Origin of the sequence: Halomonas sp. ML-15 (assembly GCF_014779595.1) — a bacterium.
Lineage (GTDB): Bacteria > Pseudomonadota > Gammaproteobacteria > Pseudomonadales > Halomonadaceae > Franzmannia.
The window spans coordinates 2074741-2093167 of sequence record NZ_JACXZT010000019.1 but is presented as its reverse complement, the minus strand read 5'-3'; the positions used below and the strand labels follow the sequence as shown (position 1 = coordinate 2093167).

The 18427-nt window shown below is 65.0% G+C and carries 14 protein-coding genes and 1 pseudogene; 8 read left to right on the top strand and 7 right to left on the bottom strand.

Features of this window, described 5'->3' with window-relative positions; translation table 11 throughout:
- Positions 1-205: 205 nt before the first annotated feature.
- The 4 genes from IEI94_RS21455 to IEI94_RS21440 are packed head-to-tail and all read right to left on the bottom strand — an operon-like array spanning position 206 to position 5938.
- On the bottom strand, positions 206-3088 hold the full coding sequence (locus IEI94_RS21455; protein WP_191169246.1) for an FAD-binding and (Fe-S)-binding domain-containing protein: 2883 nt from the start codon (positions 3086-3088) through the stop codon (positions 206-208).
- Entirely contained in the window at positions 3085-3756 is a 672-nt protein-coding gene (locus tag IEI94_RS21450; RefSeq protein ID WP_191169244.1) for a LutC/YkgG family protein, read from the bottom strand. Before IEI94_RS21450 ends, IEI94_RS21455 begins: the two co-directional genes overlap by 4 nt.
- Positions 3753-5186 carry a LutB/LldF family L-lactate oxidation iron-sulfur protein gene (locus tag IEI94_RS21445; protein ID WP_191169242.1) on the bottom strand — a complete coding sequence of 478 codons (1434 nt, stop codon included), beginning with the start codon at positions 5184-5186 and terminating at the stop codon, positions 3753-3755. Before IEI94_RS21445 ends, IEI94_RS21450 begins: the two co-directional genes overlap by 4 nt.
- Positions 5183-5938, bottom strand: a complete 756-nt coding sequence (locus IEI94_RS21440) for a (Fe-S)-binding protein (protein ID WP_191169240.1) — start codon at positions 5936-5938, stop codon at positions 5183-5185. Before IEI94_RS21440 ends, IEI94_RS21445 begins: the two co-directional genes overlap by 4 nt.
- A 382-nt stretch (positions 5939-6320) precedes the next feature.
- Between IEI94_RS21440 and IEI94_RS21435 the strand changes: the two genes are divergently transcribed.
- The 4 genes from IEI94_RS21435 to IEI94_RS21420 all read left to right on the top strand — a co-directional run bounded on the left by IEI94_RS21435 (position 6321) and on the right by IEI94_RS21420 (position 11439).
- Entirely contained in the window at positions 6321-7097 is a 777-nt protein-coding gene (locus tag IEI94_RS21435) for a GntR family transcriptional regulator (protein WP_191169238.1), read from the top strand.
- Positions 7090-9003, top strand: coding sequence for a sensor histidine kinase (locus tag IEI94_RS21430; protein WP_191169236.1), 1914 nt, complete (start codon positions 7090-7092; stop codon positions 9001-9003). The genes IEI94_RS21435 and IEI94_RS21430 overlap by 8 nt, the downstream gene beginning before the upstream one ends.
- Positions 8996-10375: a sigma-54-dependent transcriptional regulator gene (locus tag IEI94_RS21425; protein ID WP_191169234.1), complete on the top strand. Its 1380-nt coding sequence runs from the start codon at positions 8996-8998 to the stop codon at positions 10373-10375. Before IEI94_RS21430 ends, IEI94_RS21425 begins: the two co-directional genes overlap by 8 nt.
- A 269-nt stretch (positions 10376-10644) precedes the next feature.
- Positions 10645-11439: a DUF4886 domain-containing protein gene (locus tag IEI94_RS21420; RefSeq protein WP_191169232.1), complete on the top strand. Its 795-nt coding sequence runs from the start codon at positions 10645-10647 to the stop codon at positions 11437-11439.
- 54 nt (positions 11440-11493) lie between these two features.
- On the opposite strand, the gene IEI94_RS21415 is transcribed toward IEI94_RS21420, so the two are convergent.
- The 3 genes from IEI94_RS21415 to IEI94_RS21405 all read right to left on the bottom strand — a co-directional run bounded on the left by IEI94_RS21415 (position 11494) and on the right by IEI94_RS21405 (position 14152).
- A complete protein-coding gene (locus tag IEI94_RS21415; protein ID WP_191169230.1) occupies positions 11494-12144 on the bottom strand; it encodes a metal-dependent hydrolase in 651 nt (216 codons plus the stop codon).
- An 84-nt stretch (positions 12145-12228) separates the two neighbouring features.
- Positions 12229-12771: a gamma carbonic anhydrase family protein gene (locus IEI94_RS21410; RefSeq protein ID WP_191169228.1), complete on the bottom strand. Its 543-nt coding sequence runs from the start codon at positions 12769-12771 to the stop codon at positions 12229-12231.
- A 40-nt stretch (positions 12772-12811) separates the two neighbouring features.
- A complete protein-coding gene (locus IEI94_RS21405; protein WP_191169226.1) occupies positions 12812-14152 on the bottom strand; it encodes a sodium-dependent transporter in 1341 nt (446 codons plus the stop codon).
- Positions 14153-14294: 142 nt separating this feature from the next.
- On the opposite strand from IEI94_RS21405, the gene prlC reads away from it, so the two are divergent.
- The 4 genes and pseudogenes from prlC to IEI94_RS21385 form a co-directional block, all read left to right on the top strand.
- Positions 14295-16346: an oligopeptidase A gene (gene prlC / locus IEI94_RS21400; protein ID WP_191169224.1), complete on the top strand. Its 2052-nt coding sequence runs from the start codon at positions 14295-14297 to the stop codon at positions 16344-16346.
- Between the two features lie 12 nt (positions 16347-16358).
- Positions 16359-16604, top strand: coding sequence for a YheV family putative zinc ribbon protein (locus tag IEI94_RS21395; RefSeq protein WP_191169222.1), 246 nt, complete (start codon positions 16359-16361; stop codon positions 16602-16604).
- Between the two features lie 400 nt (positions 16605-17004).
- Positions 17005-17973, top strand: a complete 969-nt coding sequence (locus tag IEI94_RS21390; protein WP_412030926.1) for a TAXI family TRAP transporter solute-binding subunit — start codon at positions 17005-17007, stop codon at positions 17971-17973.
- Positions 17974-18118: 145 nt separating this feature from the next.
- A pseudogene (locus IEI94_RS21385) lies at positions 18119-18427 on the top strand (TRAP transporter permease); the annotation flags it as partial.

Genomic DNA, 18427 nt, shown 5'->3' with positions numbered 1-18427 from the left:
GTTCGAGCGAGGTGCATTCTACCGTTTCCGGCGGCTCTGTCAATCGCTTTTCCTATCGAACCGACAAGAAAAACCCAACAAAACCAACTGCTTGCACCTCTCTTCACCGCCACCAACGTATGCCCGTCGGCAGCAGCGGATGCGTACTTTAAGGGTTTCACCCCGGCCCCGCAAGACCCCGGGAGAGAAAAAGTTCATATAACCGTCATGCGCCTGCAACAGCCTTTTCTTCGACTCGCGCGCGACTGGCGCGATCCAGTAGCGATAACACCGAGCGATAGGGAATCCCGCTGTGCTGAGACAGGCCGATCTCGCAGGTGCGTGAATTGGAGTAGCCGGCACTACACGACTCGACCTGAGCCGCCAGCCCCTGCAGTGCCGAGGCGTTGAGCTCCGGCGTGGTAAAGCCCTTGTCGCCGGCAAAGCCGCAGCAGGTGATCTCGGCAGGCACCACCACGTCTGTGGCACAGGCCCGCGCCAGCGCCACGAACTTGTCGGCCAACCCCATCCGCGTGCTGGAGCAGGTCACATGTACCGCCACCCTCTCGTCCAGCGGTTTGATCTCGAGCCGGGCCAGGAGGTGGTCGTGGGCAAACGCCACCGGCTCCTGCAGCGATAGTCGCTTATCGAGGTGCTCACTGGCATGCAGGCTACAGGGGCTGGTATCGCAGAGAATCGGGTAGCGCCCGTTGTGGCTCGCCGCCAGCAGCTCGCGATTGAGCTCCCGCGCCTTATGCTCGGCTTCATCGAACTGGCCCTTTGATGCGAACGCCATGCCACAGCAGAGGTGGCCGGGAATCGCTGGTATGATCGCCTCGAACCCGGCCTTGTCGAGCAGGGCCAGGGTGATTTCCATCACCGAGCGCGCCTCGGCATCGTCACGCGAAGCACCCAGCACCCGCGTGGCGCAGGAGGGCAAGTAGACCACCTTGTCGCGCCCGCCATCGGCGCGCTTGGCCGCGCGCTCGAGCACCTTGATCGATGCCGCTCGCGGCAGGCTCGGCGTCCATTGCGGCAACCGTTCACCAGAGAGCTTGCGCAACCCGCCGCTGACCGCCGTCATGCCACGCTCACCCAGCAGCGCCTGGCCGGCACCGGCCACATTCAGCGCACCCCGGGCGACCCGCGTGGCGCCGGAGAAGTGCCGGCCAATGCGCCGCGCCATATCGGCTTGGCCAAGATTGCGCTCGTGGCGCAGCCCGCGCACCAGATCGCCGGTATTGATGCCCACCGGACACTGGGTGGCACATAGCCCGTCGGCGGCGCAGGTCTCGATGCCTTGATAGTCGTAGTCGGCGAGCAGGATGTCATGACGCTGGCGTTCCGCCTCGCTTGCGGCGCTACCCAGCGCATCGAGGCGCGCCAGTTCACGGCGCACCACGATGCGCTGACGCGGCGTCAGGGTCAGATCCTTGGAGGGACAGACCGCCTCGCAGAAACCGCACTCGATGCACTTGTCGACCAGCGGGTCGGCCGCCGGCAGCGGCTTGAGGTTCTCCAGGTGCAGGGTCGGGTTGCGACTCAGGATAACCTCGGGGTTGAGCAGGTTATCGGGGTCGAACAGCGCCTTGATCTGCCACATCAGCTGATAGGCGTCGCTGCCCCACTCGAGCTCGACATAGGGCGCCATATTGCGCCCGGTGCCGTGCTCGGCCTTCAGCGATCCGCCGTACTCGACGCCAACCAGCTGCGCCACCTCGTCCATCAGCGCCTGGTAGCGCTCGACTTCGCCGGGCTTTTCGAAGCCCTGGGGAAAGACGAAATGCAGATTGCCCTCCAGGGCGTGGCCAAACAGGATCGTCTCCGGGTAGCCGTGTTTGTGGAACACCTCGGTCAGCGCCGCCACCCCCTCATCGAGCCGCTCGATGGGGAAGGCCACGTCCTCGATGACTACCGTGGTGCCGGTATCGCGTACCGCCCCCACGGCGGGAAATAGCCCTTTGCGGATTTTCCAGTAGAGCTCATAGGTCGCCATCTCGCGGGTAAACACCAGCGGCTCCAGGGTCTTGAGCCCCTCGAGGGTGGCGTGCACCGCCTGCATGCGCGCCTCGAGCTCCTGGTCGCTGTTGGCACGCACATCGATCAGCAGCGCGGCGGCGCCGTCGGGCAGCGTCTTGAGCACCTCGGGCATGCCCGGCTTATCCTGCACCGAGCGCAGCGCAGCGCGGTCCATCAGCTCCACGGCCGATACCGGCGCCTGCTTGAGGGCGATGGTTGCCCGACAGGTCGACTGCATATCGGGGAAGAAAGCCAGCGCCGCCGCCTTCTCGGTTTCATCGATCACGGTGTCGTAGGTGATCGCACTGATAAAGCCGAGGGTGCCCTCGGAGCCGATCATCAGGTGCTTGAGAATCTCGATACCATCGCTGAAGTCCACCAGGCTGTTTAGCGCATAGCCGGTGGTGTTCTTGAGCCGGTACTTGTGGCGGATCTTGTCGGCCAGCGCAGCGTTGCCGAGCGTCTCGAGCGAGAGCCGCTCGAGGCCCGCCAGCAGCTCAGAGTGGGAGACCTTGAAGTCGGCCACGCTGGCCGGATCGGCGGTGTCCAGCAGCGCTCCGTCGGCCAGTATCACGCGAATATCTCGTACCGTGCGATAGCTGTTCTGCGCCGTACCGCAGCACATCCCCGACGCATTATTGGCGGCGATACCGCCGATCATGCAGCTGTTGATGGAGGCCGGATCGGGGCCGATCTTGCGCTGATAAGGGGCCAGCAGCTGATTGGCGCGAGCCCCAATCACCCCCGGCTGCAGGCGAATCGCGGCACCGTCGTCGAGAATCTCGTGGCCGCGCCAGGCGCGCCCCAGCAGGATCAGTACCGAGTCGGTCACCGCCTGGCCAGACAGCGAGGTACCGGCGGCACGAAAGGTCACCGACAGGCCGCGGGAGTGGCACTGGGCCAGCACCTCGCCAAGTTCGGCTTCGCTCTCGACGCGCACGATCAGCCGCGGGATCAGCCGATAGAAACTGGCGTCACTGCCGTAGGCCAGGGTCCTCAGCGGATCGTCGATCAGCCGCTTGGCGGGAATATGCTCGGCCAGCGCGGCCTTGAGGTCAGCCCAGACGGTTACATCTACTGTGTCACTCATGCGGGTACCTCTCCGGAGTGGCGAAGGATCACCACCAGCGCTTTGGGGCCGTGCACCCCATAGGCCAGGGTCTGTTCGATATCGGCGGTCTTGCTCGGACCCGAGATCAGCAGCGCGTTGGTCGGCATGCCCTGCGCCCAGGCGTGGCGCTCCACCACATCGAAGAAGGTGTCTTCGATGCTGTCCGCGTCGAGTACCGCGATATGGATCGGCGGCACCAGACTGATCAGGCGCGGCTCATCGGCGGTCGGCCACAGCCACAAGCTGCCGGTCTCGGCAATCCCGCCGCGGGTCGAGGTCAGACCGGCGTCCACCGACTCGAACTGCTCGCGCTGCCACGCTTCGATATCGCGGTCGACGTCGACCAGCTCGATATCGCTGCCGGCCAGCGCCTGCCGCGCCTCGGCAGGAACCGGGTGCTCGCGCCCCAGCGCCAGCCGACGGATGCCCTTGGCGGCCAGCACCTCGCCGAGCGCCTCGATCCAGCGGGCTGCGGTGGTATGCACCACCTCGCCGTGTACCGATCCGATCAGCCGCTCGAAGCGGGCCAGGCGCTCGGTTGAGTCCCAGCCACGGCCGGTGACCACCGCGAAGTCGCTTACGGGCGCGGTGAGCGGCCCGTCGGTGCGCCCGCGCAGGCGCTGGAGAATCGTCTCGCGGCTGCTCATGACTCGCTCTCCCCGCGCCGGTGACGCTTGACCAGCGCATGCAGCGACGCCCTGGCCGGCTTGGGTGCGCTGCGGTGGTCGGTCCACGGCCCGATGCTCGACGGCAGCCACTTCTGCAGCTTGCCGGCCAACGCCGTGGAGCGCCGCCAGGCCGCGGGGTGCGTGGCCAGCCACTGGAAGCTCTTCCAGGCTGCCATCTCTTTGCTGCTGCGCTTGACCCCGGCCCCCTGGACATTGCCGCGACCCTGACCCACCGACTCCTTGCGCAGTCGTACCAGCAGGTCGGGGATCGGAATCTTGACCGGGCACACCTCGCCGCAGGCACCACACAGGCTCGAGGCGGTGGGCAGATCCTTGGTCGCCTCCAGGCCCAGCATATGGGGCATGAGGATGCTGCCGATCGGACCCGGATAGGTCGTGCCGTAGGTATGACCGCCAACCCGGGTGTACACCGGGCAGTGGTTCATGCAAGCCCCGCAGCGAATGCAGCGCAGGGTGTCGAGCAGCTCATCGTCCTGGTAGATGCTCGTACGCCCATTGTCGACCAGCACCAGATGAACTTCGCGAGGGCCATCGTGCTCGTTGGCCTTGCGCGGCCCAGAGATCATATTGAAGTAGGTGGTCACGTGCTGGCCGGTGGCCGAGCGAGTCAGCAGCGCATATAGCGGCGGCACGTCACGCAGCTGTTCGACCACCTTTTCGATCCCGGTCACCGCGATATGCACCGGCGGCACCGTGGTGGTCATGCGACCGTTGCCCTCATTCTCCACCAGGCACAGGGTGCCGGTCTCGGCGACCGCGAAATTGACCCCGGACACGCCCACATCGGCGGCCATGAAGCGCTCGCGCAGCTGCTGGCGGGCAGCCGCGGTCATATAGTCGACGTCGCGGGTCCGCTCGGTACCGGTATTGGTGTGCATGATTTCGGAGATCTCATCGGTATTGAGATGGATCGCCGGCATGATGATATGCGACGGGGTCTGCTGATTGAGCTGCACCAGGTACTCGCCGAGGTCCGACTCCAGCGCCTCGATACCGGCCTTCTCCAGGTGGGCATTGAGGTGCATCTCCTCGGAGACCATCGACTTGCCCTTGATCACCGCGCGGGCATCGTGGGACTCGCAGATATCACGAATGATGCGGCACGCCTCGTCGCCGTCAGTCGCCCAGTGGACGCGGATGCCGTTGGCCTCACAGTTGGCCTCGAGCTGCTCGAGCAGGTCGGGAAGCTTGGCCAGGGCGCGCTGGCGAATGTTGGCACCCAGCTCGCGCAGCGTCTCGAGGTCCCAGTCGCTAAAGACATCGCGACGCTTGCTCATCAGGCCATCCATCGCGCGCCGGAAATTGTCGCGGATCTGCGGGTTACCCAGCGCGTCATGAGCCTGGCGGTGAAAGGCTTGGGGGGTGAAGGTCTGTACCGCTTCGCTCATGAAGTCCTCCGCCACAGATAGCTGGCGATATGCTCGCCCTGGACGTTCTTGCCCTGGTGCGCGAAGCGCCCGGCAATGTTCATCAGACAGCCGCAGTCAGAAGTCACGAAACGCTTGGCACCGGTCGCCTCGATGGCCTGGGACTTGTCCTCGACCATGGCCGCCGAGACTTCAGGGTGGCGCACCGCAAAGGTGCCGCCGAAGCCGCAGCATTCGCTAGCGCGGACTTGCTCCACCAGCGAGACCTGCCCCAGCTTGGCGAGCAGAGCCGGCCCAGTATCAGCAAGCCCCATCTCGCGCCGCGCGCTGCACGAGGTATGCATGGCGACTGTCTCGGGCTCGCCGCGATCCTCGAGCGGCAGGTGGCAGACGTGAACCAGGAATTCCGTGAGCTCGAAGACCCGCTCGGCGACATCGCAGGCCTGGGCCTCGTCAACGCTGCCGGCAAACAGCTGAGCATAGTGGGTCCGCATCATCCCGCCGCAAGAGCCCGAGGGCACGATGATCGGCCATGGCTCAGGAAACAGGTCCAACTGCGCACGCGCCACCTCCCGGGCCTGGTCGTGATAGCCAGAGGTATAGGCCGGCTGACCACAGCAGGTCTGATCGTCGGGGAAGATCACCTCAATGCCTTCGCGCTCCAAAAGGCGAATGGCATCTAGCCCCGCCTCGGGGTAGAACATATCGATCAGACAGGTACCGAAGAGATAGACCTTCTCCGGCCTCGGGGGGTAAAGCTTGACTGGCGCCATTACTGCGTCTCCTCACCAAGATCCGCACCGAAAGGGACCGACGGCCAACGAACTGCAGCGAGGGCCGAACTAACCAAGCGTTGCGGTAAATTGGTAAAACCAATTTACGATTTTTTATCGATGCACCATAGGGGGAGCGTCGTTTAAGTGTCAAACGCGTTCGACGGTTTTGGCCACGCCAGCCCCTTATACTTTGGTAGCGCCATCTTTAGCGCTATAGCAACCCGTTGAAATAACGGCAAATCGTGTAGCCCGCCAGCATTGCATGCAGGCCACTTGCTGGCCTAAAATTGGTAATACCAATTTCCACCAGACAGCAGCGAACGTTTTTGCCACAATCGCGCCCTACGCCCACGCTTCGCCCGCACCACGAGAGATCCGCATGGCCTATCAACCCGTTCGCCAGCCACGCATCGCCGATGTGATCACCGAGCGACTCGAGGCGATGATACTTGAAGGTAGCCTCAAGCCCGGCCACCGACTACCGCCCGAGCGCGAGCTGGCCGAGCGCTTCGGCGTATCGCGACCGTCGCTGCGCGAGGCGATCCAGAAGCTTGCTGCACGCGGGCTGCTGTCGAGCCGCCAGGGTGGCGGCACCTACGTCAATGAAACCCTGAATAGCCGTTTCAGCGACCCGCTGCTGGAAATGCTCAGCCGCCACGGCGAATTCAACCTCGATCTACTCGAGTTTCGCGATGCCATGGAGGGGATTTCCGCCTACTACGCGGCACTGCGCTCTACGCCCGCCGACAAGGCGCTACTGACGCAGCGCTTCGAAGAGCTCGATGCCTGTTTCATGGGCCGCAACCCGGCACATGAGGCCAAGGCCGATGCCGCCTTCCACCTGGCCATCGCCGAGGCTGCCCACAACGTCATGCTGCTGCACACCATCCGCAGCACCTTCCACCTGCTCGAGAAGAGCATCGTCGATAGCCTCGCCCACCTGTTCCAGCGTCCCGACGCCCGCCAGCGACTGATGGCGCAGCATCGCGCGCTGCTCGATGCCATTCTCGAAGGTCGCGCCGAAGATGCCCGCGCCCGCGCCCACGAGCATCTGGTCTACGTTGAGGAGGGTCTGCTCGAGATGGAGCGCGTCGAGACCCGTGCCCAGCGGGCCCTGCGTCGAGCCCAAGCCATGCCAGAGCGTGCCAGTGGCTAGCCGAGCGTCGCGGCTCCCCTCGCGCTGGCGGCGCTGGCTCTGGCTACTGGCGCCGCTCGGCCTCGTCCTGGTGGTCTGGCAGGCCGCCGCGGTGGCCCGTGACCAGGCCCTGCAGACGCTGCGTGACGAGGCCGAGAATGAACTGCGGCTGTCCGCCACCGGCCTCGAAGGGCACCTGTCACGCCACGACTACCTGCCCGAGCTGCTCGCCTCGCGCAGCAGCGTCCGCGATTATCTCGCCGATCCTGACGCCCAGGAGCCGATGCCGATCAATCTGATGCTGGACCGCTTCCGGGCTACCGCCGACGTCTCCGACATCTACCTGCTCGACCACTTCGCCAATACCCTGGTGGCCAGCAACTGGCATATGCCCAACACCTTTATTGGTCAGAACTATGCGTTCCGCAGCTACTACCAGGATGCCATCGCCGGGGGCCTCGGACGCTTCCACGGCCTCGGCGTCCAGTCACTGGAGCGCGGCTACTACTTCTCGGCCCCGGTTTACCTCGACGACGAGAACGGTCGACCCGACGGTGTGATGGTGGTCAAGGTGCTGCTCGACGCCGTGGAGGAGAGCTGGGCCGAGCAGAACGCCGAGCTGCTGGTCACCGATCAGGACGACATCATCTTCATGGCCAGCCGTCCGGAGCTGCGCATGCGCGCCATGGCCCCCCTTTCAGACGAGGAGCGGCGCGCCCTGCTGCGCACCCGCCGCTATGCCGACGAGCCGCTCTCCGCTGTCGGCATCCAGGCCCTCGACCGGCGTCGCGATGGCAGCCAGCTGGTAGGCTTCGATGACGGCCCGCTGGCCGAACAGGAGTATCTGCTGCTGAGCCGCAGCCTGCCCGAATTCGGTTGGGAGATGCATATCCTCAAGCCGAAGCAGCAGGTACAGCGTGCTCAGTGGCAGGCGGGGCTCCTCGCTGGCGGCCTCTACGGCGTGGTGGTATTCGCCGGCGGCTTTGGCTGGCAGCGGCTGCGGCTGCGCCGCGAGCGCGAGGAGTTCGCCGAGCGCGAACGCCAGACCCTGGCCCGGGCTCGCGATGAACTGGAGCTCAACGTCGAACGCCGTACCCGCGACCTGGTCGACTCCAATCGGCGCCTCTCCGACGAGATCGAGGAGCGCCGCCGCGCCGAGGACAACCTGCGCCAGACCCGTGACGAGCTGGTACAGGCCACCAAGCTCGCCGTGCTCGGCCAGCTCGCGGCTGGCATCAACCACGAACTCAACCAGCCCCTGGCGGCGATTCGTGCCTATGCCGAGAACGCCCGCACCTTCCTCGATCATCAGCGTCCCGACGCGGCCGGCGACAATCTCGAGCAGATCGTCGAGCTGACCGCGCGCATGGCCGAGATCAGCGCCCAGCTGCGACAGTTCTCGCGCAAGAGCGGCGAGACCCTGACCGCGGTCTCGGTCCCCGCCTGTTTCGACTACGCCCTGCGGCTCTATCAGGCGCGCCTCAACGATGCCAGTGTGGAGGTCGAACGCCGCTTCGACGAGCAGGAGGCGTGGGTACGCGCCGACCTGGTCCGCCTCGAGCAGGTGCTGGTCAACCTGATCGGCAATGCCCTGCAGGCGATGAACGAGACGCCCGATCCTCGCCTTACCCTCAGCGTCGAGCGGCGCGGCCAGGAGGTGCTGATCGGTGTCGCCGATAATGGCCCCGGCATTCCGGAACAGCACCTGTCGCGGCTGTTCGAACCGTTCTTTACCACCAAGTCGCCGGGCAACGGCCTGGGCCTGGGGCTGTCGATCTCGTCGCGTATCATCGACGATCTCGGCGGCAAACTCAGCGCCACCAATCGCTCCCAGGGCGGCGCGCTGTTCACCATCCGCCTGCCCGCCGACAGCACCCAGGGCCCCCACCCCTCACCTCACCTGCAGGAGTCCACCCCCCATGCATGAGCCGGCGCCGCCCCCGGTCCTGATCATCGACGACGAGCAGCACCTGCGCATCACCGCCAGCCAGACCCTCGAGCTGGCCGGCTACGCGCCCCTTGCCCATGCCAGCGCCGAGGCCGCGCTTGAGGCACTGGCGCAGGACTTCCCCGGGGTAGTGGTCAGCGACATCCGCATGCCGGGCATGGACGGCATGGCGCTGCTGCGCGAAGTGCGACGCCGTGATCCCGACCTGCCGGTGATCCTGATCACCGGACACGGCGATATCTCCACCGCGGTGGAGGCAATGCGCGAAGGCGCCTGGGACTTTCTCGAGAAGCCCTTCGCCGGTGAGCGGCTGGTGGAGATGGTGCGACGCGGCGTCGAGAAGCGTCGCCTGAGTCTCGAGAACCGCGAGCTCAAGGCCGAGCTGGAGGCTCAGCAGTCGGCCCCCGGGCCGCGGCTGGTCGGGCGTACCGGCGTCATGCAGCGGCTCGCCTCAATGGTCCAGCGCATCAGCCAGGTCGAAGCCGACGTGCTGCTGTTCGGCGAGACCGGTGCCGGCAAGGATCTGGTCGCGCGCTCGCTGCATGAGCGCAGCGCCCGCAGCGGCCGCCCCTTCGTCGCCATCAACTGCGGCGCGGTGCCCGAGAGCATCATCGAGTCGGAGCTGTTCGGCCATGAGAAGGGCGCCTTCACCGGCGCCGTCGAGCGGCGCATCGGCAAGTTCGAGCATGCCAACGGCGGCACCGTGTTCCTCGACGAGATCGAATCGATGCCGCTGGCGCTGCAGGTCAAGCTGCTAAGGGTACTGCAGGAGCGCTGCATCGAGCGGCTCGGCGCCAATGAGCCAGTGGCGCTGGATATTCGGGTGATCGCCGCCACCAAGGTCGATCTCAAGGCGGCCTCTGAAGCCGGCGAGTTCCGCGAAGATCTCTACTACCGGCTCAACGTGGTCACCCTGCCGATTCCACCGCTGCGCGAGCGCCGCGAGGATATTCCGCTGCTGTTCCAGCACTTCGCGGTGGTCGCCGCCAACCGTAGCGGCCTCGAGGCCCCGCCGGTGGACAATGCCGGCATGTCGGTGCTGCTGGCCCACGATTGGCCGGGCAACGTACGCGAGCTGCGCAACCTGGCCGAGCGCTACGTGCTGCTCGGCGCCACCTGCGACTACCGGCTCGACGCCCTGCTCGAGGGCATCGAACCCGGCCCCGGCGATATGGCCCTGCCGCAGCAGGTCGAACTGTTCGAGAAGAGCCTAATCAGCCAGTCCCTGGCCAGCCACCGCGGACGCATCCCCGAGGTCTGCGAACATCTCGGCCTGCCGCGCAAGACGCTCTACGACAAGCTCAAGAAATACGCCCTCAAGGCCGACGACTATCGCCAGGCCGCGCCTTGACTATCATCGAGACCCAACCTTGTGACAGCGACAATGGAATGCTCTTGAGCAGCGCGGGATTCCGCAAGCAGGCACATATCGACCGTGCGAGAACCCACACAGTGTCCGCCACCATCAATGCGACGTTCGTCGCAAAGCATTTATATAACGTACTGTTTTAGAAACAACCCAATTAATACGGCATAAAGAGTGCAATTGGCAGTCGTTACCAGCCATGCTATTCAGGGCTGGTGTAACGTAAATAACGATAATGCTCAGAGGAGCCAGCAATGCTACGCCATGCCAAATACTTTAGCGCGACGCTACTCATCGCCGTCGCGGCCGGTGCCGCCAGTGCAGATACTACGCCTGCGATTACCAGCCCCGCCACGCAGAACCCTGCCCAGATTCTGTACGTCGGCAACAGCTATTTTTATTATAACAACAGCTTGCACAACTACGTGCGACGCATGGCGGTCGCCGCCTATCCGGAGATGGAGGACCAACTTAATTCCAAGTCTGCCACCATTTCCGGTGCTTACCTGGCCCAACATGACCTCGAGAGCTACCTGTTTCCTGGCGCCCTCGGACTGAGCGAACCATTCGATCTCGTCGTTCTTGGCGGCCACAGCACAGCGAGCCTCACCCCTGAAAAGCAGGAAGCTTTCCTTACCGCCGTCATCGCACATGATAACGCGATCCAGGCCACCGGCGCCCAGACGGCGCTCTATATGACCCCTGCCTATAACGAAGACCATAGCAACTACGACCCCGAGATGCAGCGTCAGGTGGATGAACTGTATACGCGGGTGGGCAATGAAGTTGGCGCGCTGGTGATCCCGGCGGGCTTAGCGTTTGAAAAGGCTTACGCACAGCGTCCAGACATTGAACTGCATGTCGACTACGATGGCAGCCACCCCACCCCGCTGGGCTCGTATCTTGCCGCGGCGACGGTATTTGCGACGCTTTATGACACCCCTGTCACCGGTAATCCCTACACCTACTATGGGCTGATCGACGACGAAGATGCCGCATTCCTGCAAGCCGTAGCCGAAGAAACAGTAGAGGAATACTTCTCAAGATAATCAGTCACCAGCGGTCGCTACTCTTCGATGGGCCATCCCTTTACGCGTGGTATATCAGAGGAGTAGTGCCGCCAACCCTGCCCAGGGTGGCAGCCACGGCGCCAGCGCCGCCGAAGCCATCAGCATCAATAGCGCATGGCTCGGCTGGCGCAGGCTGCAGAGTTTGAAGGCGGTGCCGAAGGAGCGTTTGACGCGCGCCCCGACCAGATCGACGCTGTAGAGCTCATCGAGCAGCAGGTGGATCGCATACCCCGCCCCCAGCGCCACGCCGTGGGCCCAGGCCATGCCCGGAGCCTGCTCGAGCAGAGTGTAGCTCAGCGCCGCGGTCACCAGACCACACAGCGTGCCGGCCAGCAGCGAGTGCCAGCTGCCGCGATGTACCGTGAAGCGCGCAAAGACCAGCCCCGCCAGGTAGCGCATGGTGATATAGAGGCCGCCACAGGCCACCAGCAGCTCCCCCGGCGTCAGACGATGCTGTAACAGCAGCGCACCGGCCACCACGGCGATTACCGCCAGCAGATTGAAAATCAGGCGAATCGCCCGGGAGTGGTCAGCGTCGATATCCGGCAGGATACCGCCCAGGGTCACCAGCGCCATCAGCGGCAGGCCCTCGACGCCCCCCCACAGCCCCGCCTGCCAGCCGCCGTGGGCTAGCAGGACGCCGCCGCCGGCGGCCACGCTGAGGTGAGTGCGAAAGTCGGCCATGCAGGGGCGCCAATACTGGATAAAAAACCAGATTATCGCCCGAATAGTCTTGAAAAAACAATCAGTTCTCTACGATTTCCCAGCCTACTCGGCCAGATACTGATCCTTGAGCTTGACGTAGTTGCCGGCGGTATAGGTAAAGAAGGCGCGTTCGCTCTCCTTCAGGGCGCGCAGCGGCTTGGCCGGGTTGCCGACATAGACGTGGCCGCTTTCCAGACGCTTGCCCGGGGTGACGACCGCCCCCGCGGCGATGATCACCTCATCCTCGACCAGCGCCCCGTCCATCACGATGGCTCCCATGCCGACCAGAATGCGGCTGCCCAGGGTGCAGCCGTGGAGGATCGCCTTGTGACCAATGGTCACGTCGTCGCCAATGGTCAGCGGGTGCCCGCCGGGATTGAAGTCGCTGGCGTGGGTGATGTGCAGCACGCAGCCGTCCTGCACGCTGCTGCGCGCGCCGATGCGGATCCGATGCATATCGCCGCGCACCACCGCCATCGGCCACACCGAGCAGTCGTCACCCAGTATCACATCACCGAGCACCAGGCTCAGGGGATCGAGGTAGACGCGCTCACCCAGACGCGGGGTGTGGCCCTGGAAGGATCGCAGGGCAGAAGGTTGGCTCATTGCAGGCTCCTGTCGTACCTGGGCCGCTGCCGCGGCCCGCTCAGATCAAGCCGCTCATCAGCACCAGGGCGGTCAGCGGAATCGATACCCAGCGTACCACGCCCTGCCACAGGCGGAAGCCGACGGGCCCGGCGTCCAGGGCCCGTAGCGCCGTCTCACGGGGCATCACCCAGGCGGCGAAGACCGCGATCAGCAGCCCGCCGAGGGGCAGAAAGATCTCGCTGGGCACGCTGGAGACCAGCTCGAAGAAGTTCATGCCGGCCACGATATGCACGTCTTCCAGGTGCGAAAACGACAGCACCGAAAGAATGCCCACCAGCCAGATGCCCACCGCCACCAGCGCGGTGGCGCGACTGCGTCGCAGCCCCAATCCCTGCAGGCCGGCGACCATCGGCTCGGCAAGGTTGATCGACGAGGTCCAGGTCGCCAGCAGTAGCAGCAGGAAAAACAGGCCCAGCCACAGCGAGCCCCACGGCAGCTCGGCGAAGACGATCGGCAGGGTGACGAACATCAGGCCTGGGCCTTCGGCGGGGTCGATGCCGTGGGCAAACACCACCGAGAAAATGGCGATACCGGCCAGCAGCGCCACCAGCACGTCGAGCACCGCCACCGCACCGGCGGCCCGCGGCAGGCTCTGGTGGTCGGGCATGTAGGCGCCGTAGGCCATCAGCGCGCAGGCACCCACCGCCAGGGTGAAGAAGGCGTGCCCCATGGCATTCAGCACCACCCCTACGCTGATCGCCGCCAGGTCCGGGGCAAACAGCCAGCGCAGCGCCGGCGCGAAGCCGTCGGTCGTGGCCGCATAGATCGCCAGCACCACCAGCAGCAGGTAGAGCAGCGGCATCATCAGGTTGTTGAGTTTTTCGAGTCCATTGCTGACCCCGGCCGCTACCACCGACATGGTCATCAGCAGAAACAGGGTGTGGTTGAAGGTCATGCGCAGCGGGTCGGCGAGGAAGCCGTCGAAGAACGCCCCCACCTCGGCCGGCCCCTGATCGACGAACTGGCCGTTGACCGCAGCAATCAGATACTCGATCGACCAGCCCGAGACCACCGAGTAGAAGGAGAGGATGCAGAACACCGTCAGCGCGCCGAACAGTCCCAGCCAGCGCCACTGCTCGCTGCTGCCCGCCTGGCGTGCCAGCACCGCCAGCGACTGGCTAGGGCTGCGCCGCCCGGCACGGCCGATCATGATCTCGGCCATCATCACTGGCAGCCCGAGCAGCAGCACGAAGGCGATATACAGCAGCAGAAAGGCGCCGCCGCCGTTCTCACCAGTCATATAGGGAAAACGCCAGATATTGCCCAGGCCAACGGCGGCCCCGGTGACCGCCAGAATAAAGGCGCGCCGCGAGCTCCAGCGTTCGAGTGTCTCGTTCATCAGGTGATTCCTTATGGCCTCGCCGGACCGGCCGGCGGCGGAGGCGCAAGCCTACCAGCCTGCTCAGCGCCGGCCAATGCATTGAAACCCTAGGCCGCTGCCCGCATCTAAGCAGCAGGATACTTTCACCGACGAGGTTCGCATGTCCCGCAATCCGCTGCTCGAACGCCACGCCCTGCCACCCTTCGCCGAGATTCAGCCCGAGCACGTGGTGCCCGCCATCGAGCGTCTGCTGGACGACAACCGAGTCGCCATCGATCAGTTGGTCGAGCGCGCCCAGCGCGAGGCGCCCACCTGGGAAAGCCTGGCCGCGCCACTTGAAGCGCTCAACGATCAGTTGGCCCAGGCCTGGTCGCCGGTCTCGCACCTCAACGGCACCATGAACTCCGAAGCGCTGCGTGAAGCGTATCAGAGCTGCCTGGCCAAGCTCTCCGAGTACAGCACCTGGCTAGGGCAGCACACCGGCCTATGCCAGGCTTACCAGACCCTGAAGGACTCGCCGGCATACCTGCGACTCGACGAAGGCCAACAGCGCTCGGTGGACAACACCCTGCGCGACTTTCGCCTCGCCGGCGTCGACCTGCCGGCCGACAAGAAAGCCCGCTACGGCGAGATCCAGGCGCGGCTGTCGACGCTGGCCAACGGCTTCTCCAACAACGTGCTCGACGCCACCCAGGCGTGGTACAAGGACATCGCCGACGCCGCCACCCTGGACGGCCTGCCCGACAGCGCGCTGGACACCCTGCGCGCCAACGCCGAGGCCAAGGGCGTCGACGGCTTCCGCATCACCCTCGATTTCCCGAGCTTCTTCCCGGTGGTCAGCTACGCTAACGACCGCGAGCTGCGCCGTGAGGTCTATACCGCCTTCGTGACCCGGGCCTCCGACCAGGGGCCCGATGCCGGCAAGTTCGACAATGCACCGATCATCGAAGAGCTGCTGGCGCTGCGCCGTGAGCTCGCCGAGCTGCTCGGCTTCGCCAGCTACGCCGACTACTCGCTGGCCACCAAGATGGCCGAGTCACCCCAGGAGGTGCTCGACTTTCTCAACGACCTGGCAAGCCGCGCCTACCCCCAGGCCAAGCAGGAGTTCGACGAGCTGGCCGACTTTGCGCGCGATGAACTGGGCCTGGAGGACCTGCAACCCTGGGACATCGGCTATGCCAGCGAGAAGCTGCGCGAGGCGCGCTACGCCATCTCCCAGGAGCAGCTGCGGCCCTATTTCCCGGCACCGCGGGTGATCGACGGCCTGTTCAAGGTCGTCGAGACGCTCTACGGGGTGAGCTTCGAGGAAGACCCTGAGGCACCGCGCTACCACCCCGACGTGCGCTACTACCGAATCCTCGAGCAGGGCGAACCGATTGCCGGCTTCTACCTCGATCTCTACGCGCGCGAAGGCAAGCGCGGCGGCGCCTGGATGGACGAATGCCGGGTACGCCGCGCCAGTGAGGACGGCCGCATCCAGCTGCCGGTGGCCTACCTGACTTGCAACTTCACTCGCCCGGTGGGCGACAAGCCGGCGCTGCTGACCCACGACGAGGTCACCACCCTGTTCCACGAGTTCGGCCACGGCCTGCACCACATGCTCACCAAGCAGCAGGTCGCCGACATCTCGGGCATCAACGGCGTGGCCTGGGATGCGGTGGAGCTGCCCAGCCAGTTCATGGAGAACTACTGCTGGGAGCGCGAGGGGCTCGACCTGATCGCCGGCCACCTCGACACCGGCGCCAAGCTGCCCAGTGAGCTGCTCGAGCGTTTGCAGGCGGCGCGCAATTTCCAGTCCGCCATGGGCATGGCCCGCCAGCTGGAGTTCTCGCTGTTCGACTTCCGCCTGCATCTGGAGCTCGCCGCGCCCAGCGCCGCCGACGTCCAGGCCCTGCTCGACGAGATCCGCGACGGCCTGTCAGTGCTGCCCAAGGTCGACTTCAACCGTTTCCAGAACGGTTTCGGCCATATCTTTGCCGGCGGCTATGCGGCGGGCTACTACAGCTACAAGTGGGCTGAGGTGCTATCGGCCGACGCCTACAGCGCCTTCGAGGAAGCCGGTATCTTCGATGCCGACACCGGTGCCCGCTTCCGCCGCGAGATCCTCGAGCCAGGCGGCGCACGCGATGCCGCCGAGCTGTTCCGCGCCTTCCGCGGTCGCGAGCCCAGCGTCGAACCGCTGCTACGCCACACCGGCATCCGTGCCGCCTGACAGGAGTCCTTAATGGCTGTCCCCAAACGCTTTATCGCCGGCGCCATCTGCCCACGCTGCGCCGCCATGGACCGGGTTCGCGCCTGGGAGCAGCACGGCGTGCGCTATCGCGACTGTGTTGCCTGCGACTTCTTCGAGCAGCTGCCGATGGAAGAGCAGGCCGCTGACGAACTCGAAACCCGCGTCAACCGGGTGCGTGACGAGCAGGCCCGCAACGATGTTCAGACGGTAAGGATTCTCGACCCCAAGGGCCACTGAGCCCACCCCTGCCGCGCCGCTCCCGCGGTGCGGCGATCCGCACAGCCCGCCTTTTGCGTCTCGCGTCGCCGCCTGGCGACGCGATTTCTACCCCTGCATGCCGATACTCCCTGTGCCAACCACGCCGCCTTGGCGTGGAACAGCTCAAGCTGTGCGGCTTTCCGCACACCCAGAACCCGCCTTTGTGCGGACTACCAGACAATCCACGATGAACCGCATTCGACTTTGGTGGAAATGAAAAATTACAAGCCACTGAACTAAAAGTGTTTTTCCGCGCATGGCGCGTGCTTTGCAGATTATAAAAGCGATTAGCAACACCTCAACGATAACGATAGATGAGAGAGTCCCTATGACCGCTCCCAAGCACGCACTGCTGCGCACCGCTCCCCGTACCCTGGGTATGGCCCTCGCCTCCAGCGCCCTGATCGGTGGCCTGCTGGTCAGCGCCAGCGCCCAAGCCGACCGCGAAGGCTGGCCGTCCAGCTTCACCATGGGTACCGCCAGCCAGGGCGGCACCTACTACATCTACGGCTCTGGCTGGGCCAACCTGGTCGCCGACGAGCTGGGCGACATGTCCGGCGGCGGCGAAGTCACCGGTGGCCCGACCCAGAACCTGGCGCTGGTCCACAACGGCGACATCTCCTTCGGCATGGCCACCATGGGCCCTGCCGAAGACGCCATGAAGGGCGAAAGCCCGCTGGCGCCGGGCGTTGTCATGGACAACGCCTGTGCCATCTTCCCGATGTACGAGACGCCCTTCTCGATCACCGCACTGTCCAACTCCGGCATCGAGTCGATCTCCGACATCCCCGAGGGCGCCCGCATCGGCTTCGGCCCCTCCGGCTCGACCTCCGACACCTACTTCCCAGCGATCCTCGAAGAGCTGGGCATCGACTTCGAACGCCGTAACGGCGGCTGGACCGACCTCGGTGGCCAGCTGCAGGATGGCCTGCTCGACGTCATCGCCTTCGCCGCGGGCATCCCGATCCCGGCGGTCAGCCAGCTCGAGGTGCAGACCGACGTCAACATCATCGAATTCACCGAGGAGGAGCAGCAGGCCGCCATCGACGCCTTCCCGGTCTCCGAGTTCATGATCCCGGCCGACACCTACGAGACCCTCGAGGAAGACGCCCGCGCCGTCTCGATGTGGAACTTCGCCATCGCCCGCTGCGACCTGCCGGAAGACTTCGTCTACGAAGTCACGCGCATCACCATGGAGAACAACGACAAGATGATGTCGGTGCACCGCAGCGCCGAAACCACCATCCCCGAAAACGTCGTGCACAACACCGTGATGCCGTTCCATCCGGGTGCCGCGCGCTGGTTCAACGAGAATGGCTACGAGATCGATGACGACATGATCCGCTAAGCCCCACGCAAGCACCAACAACAAGGGCCGGCACCTGATCTCAGGGCCGGCCCTTGCCACGCTACTACTGCTTCAGGAAACGCTGATCTAGTAAAGCCCGACCCGGCCGATCAGTCTATTTCCGACACTCAAGGGTAACTGTCCCATGAGCAACACACCCGACAACCACGCTTCCGCCAAGACCACCGCGGAAGAGCAAGACGCCGCCGATCTGCTGGCCGAGGGCGTCGACGAAGAGGTCATCGAGTCCAACCGCCGCCTGTTTACCGGCTGGCAGTGGGCGCTGTTCGGCGGTCTCGCCGTGGCCTACTCGCTGTTCCACCTGATCACCCTCAACGTGCTCCCGATGGAGACCTGGTCCTACCGGGTGATCCACATCGCCGGCGCCCTGATCCTTGGCTATGGCCTCTACACCGGCGCGCGCTTCGCCTCCGATACACGGCAGACGGCGCCC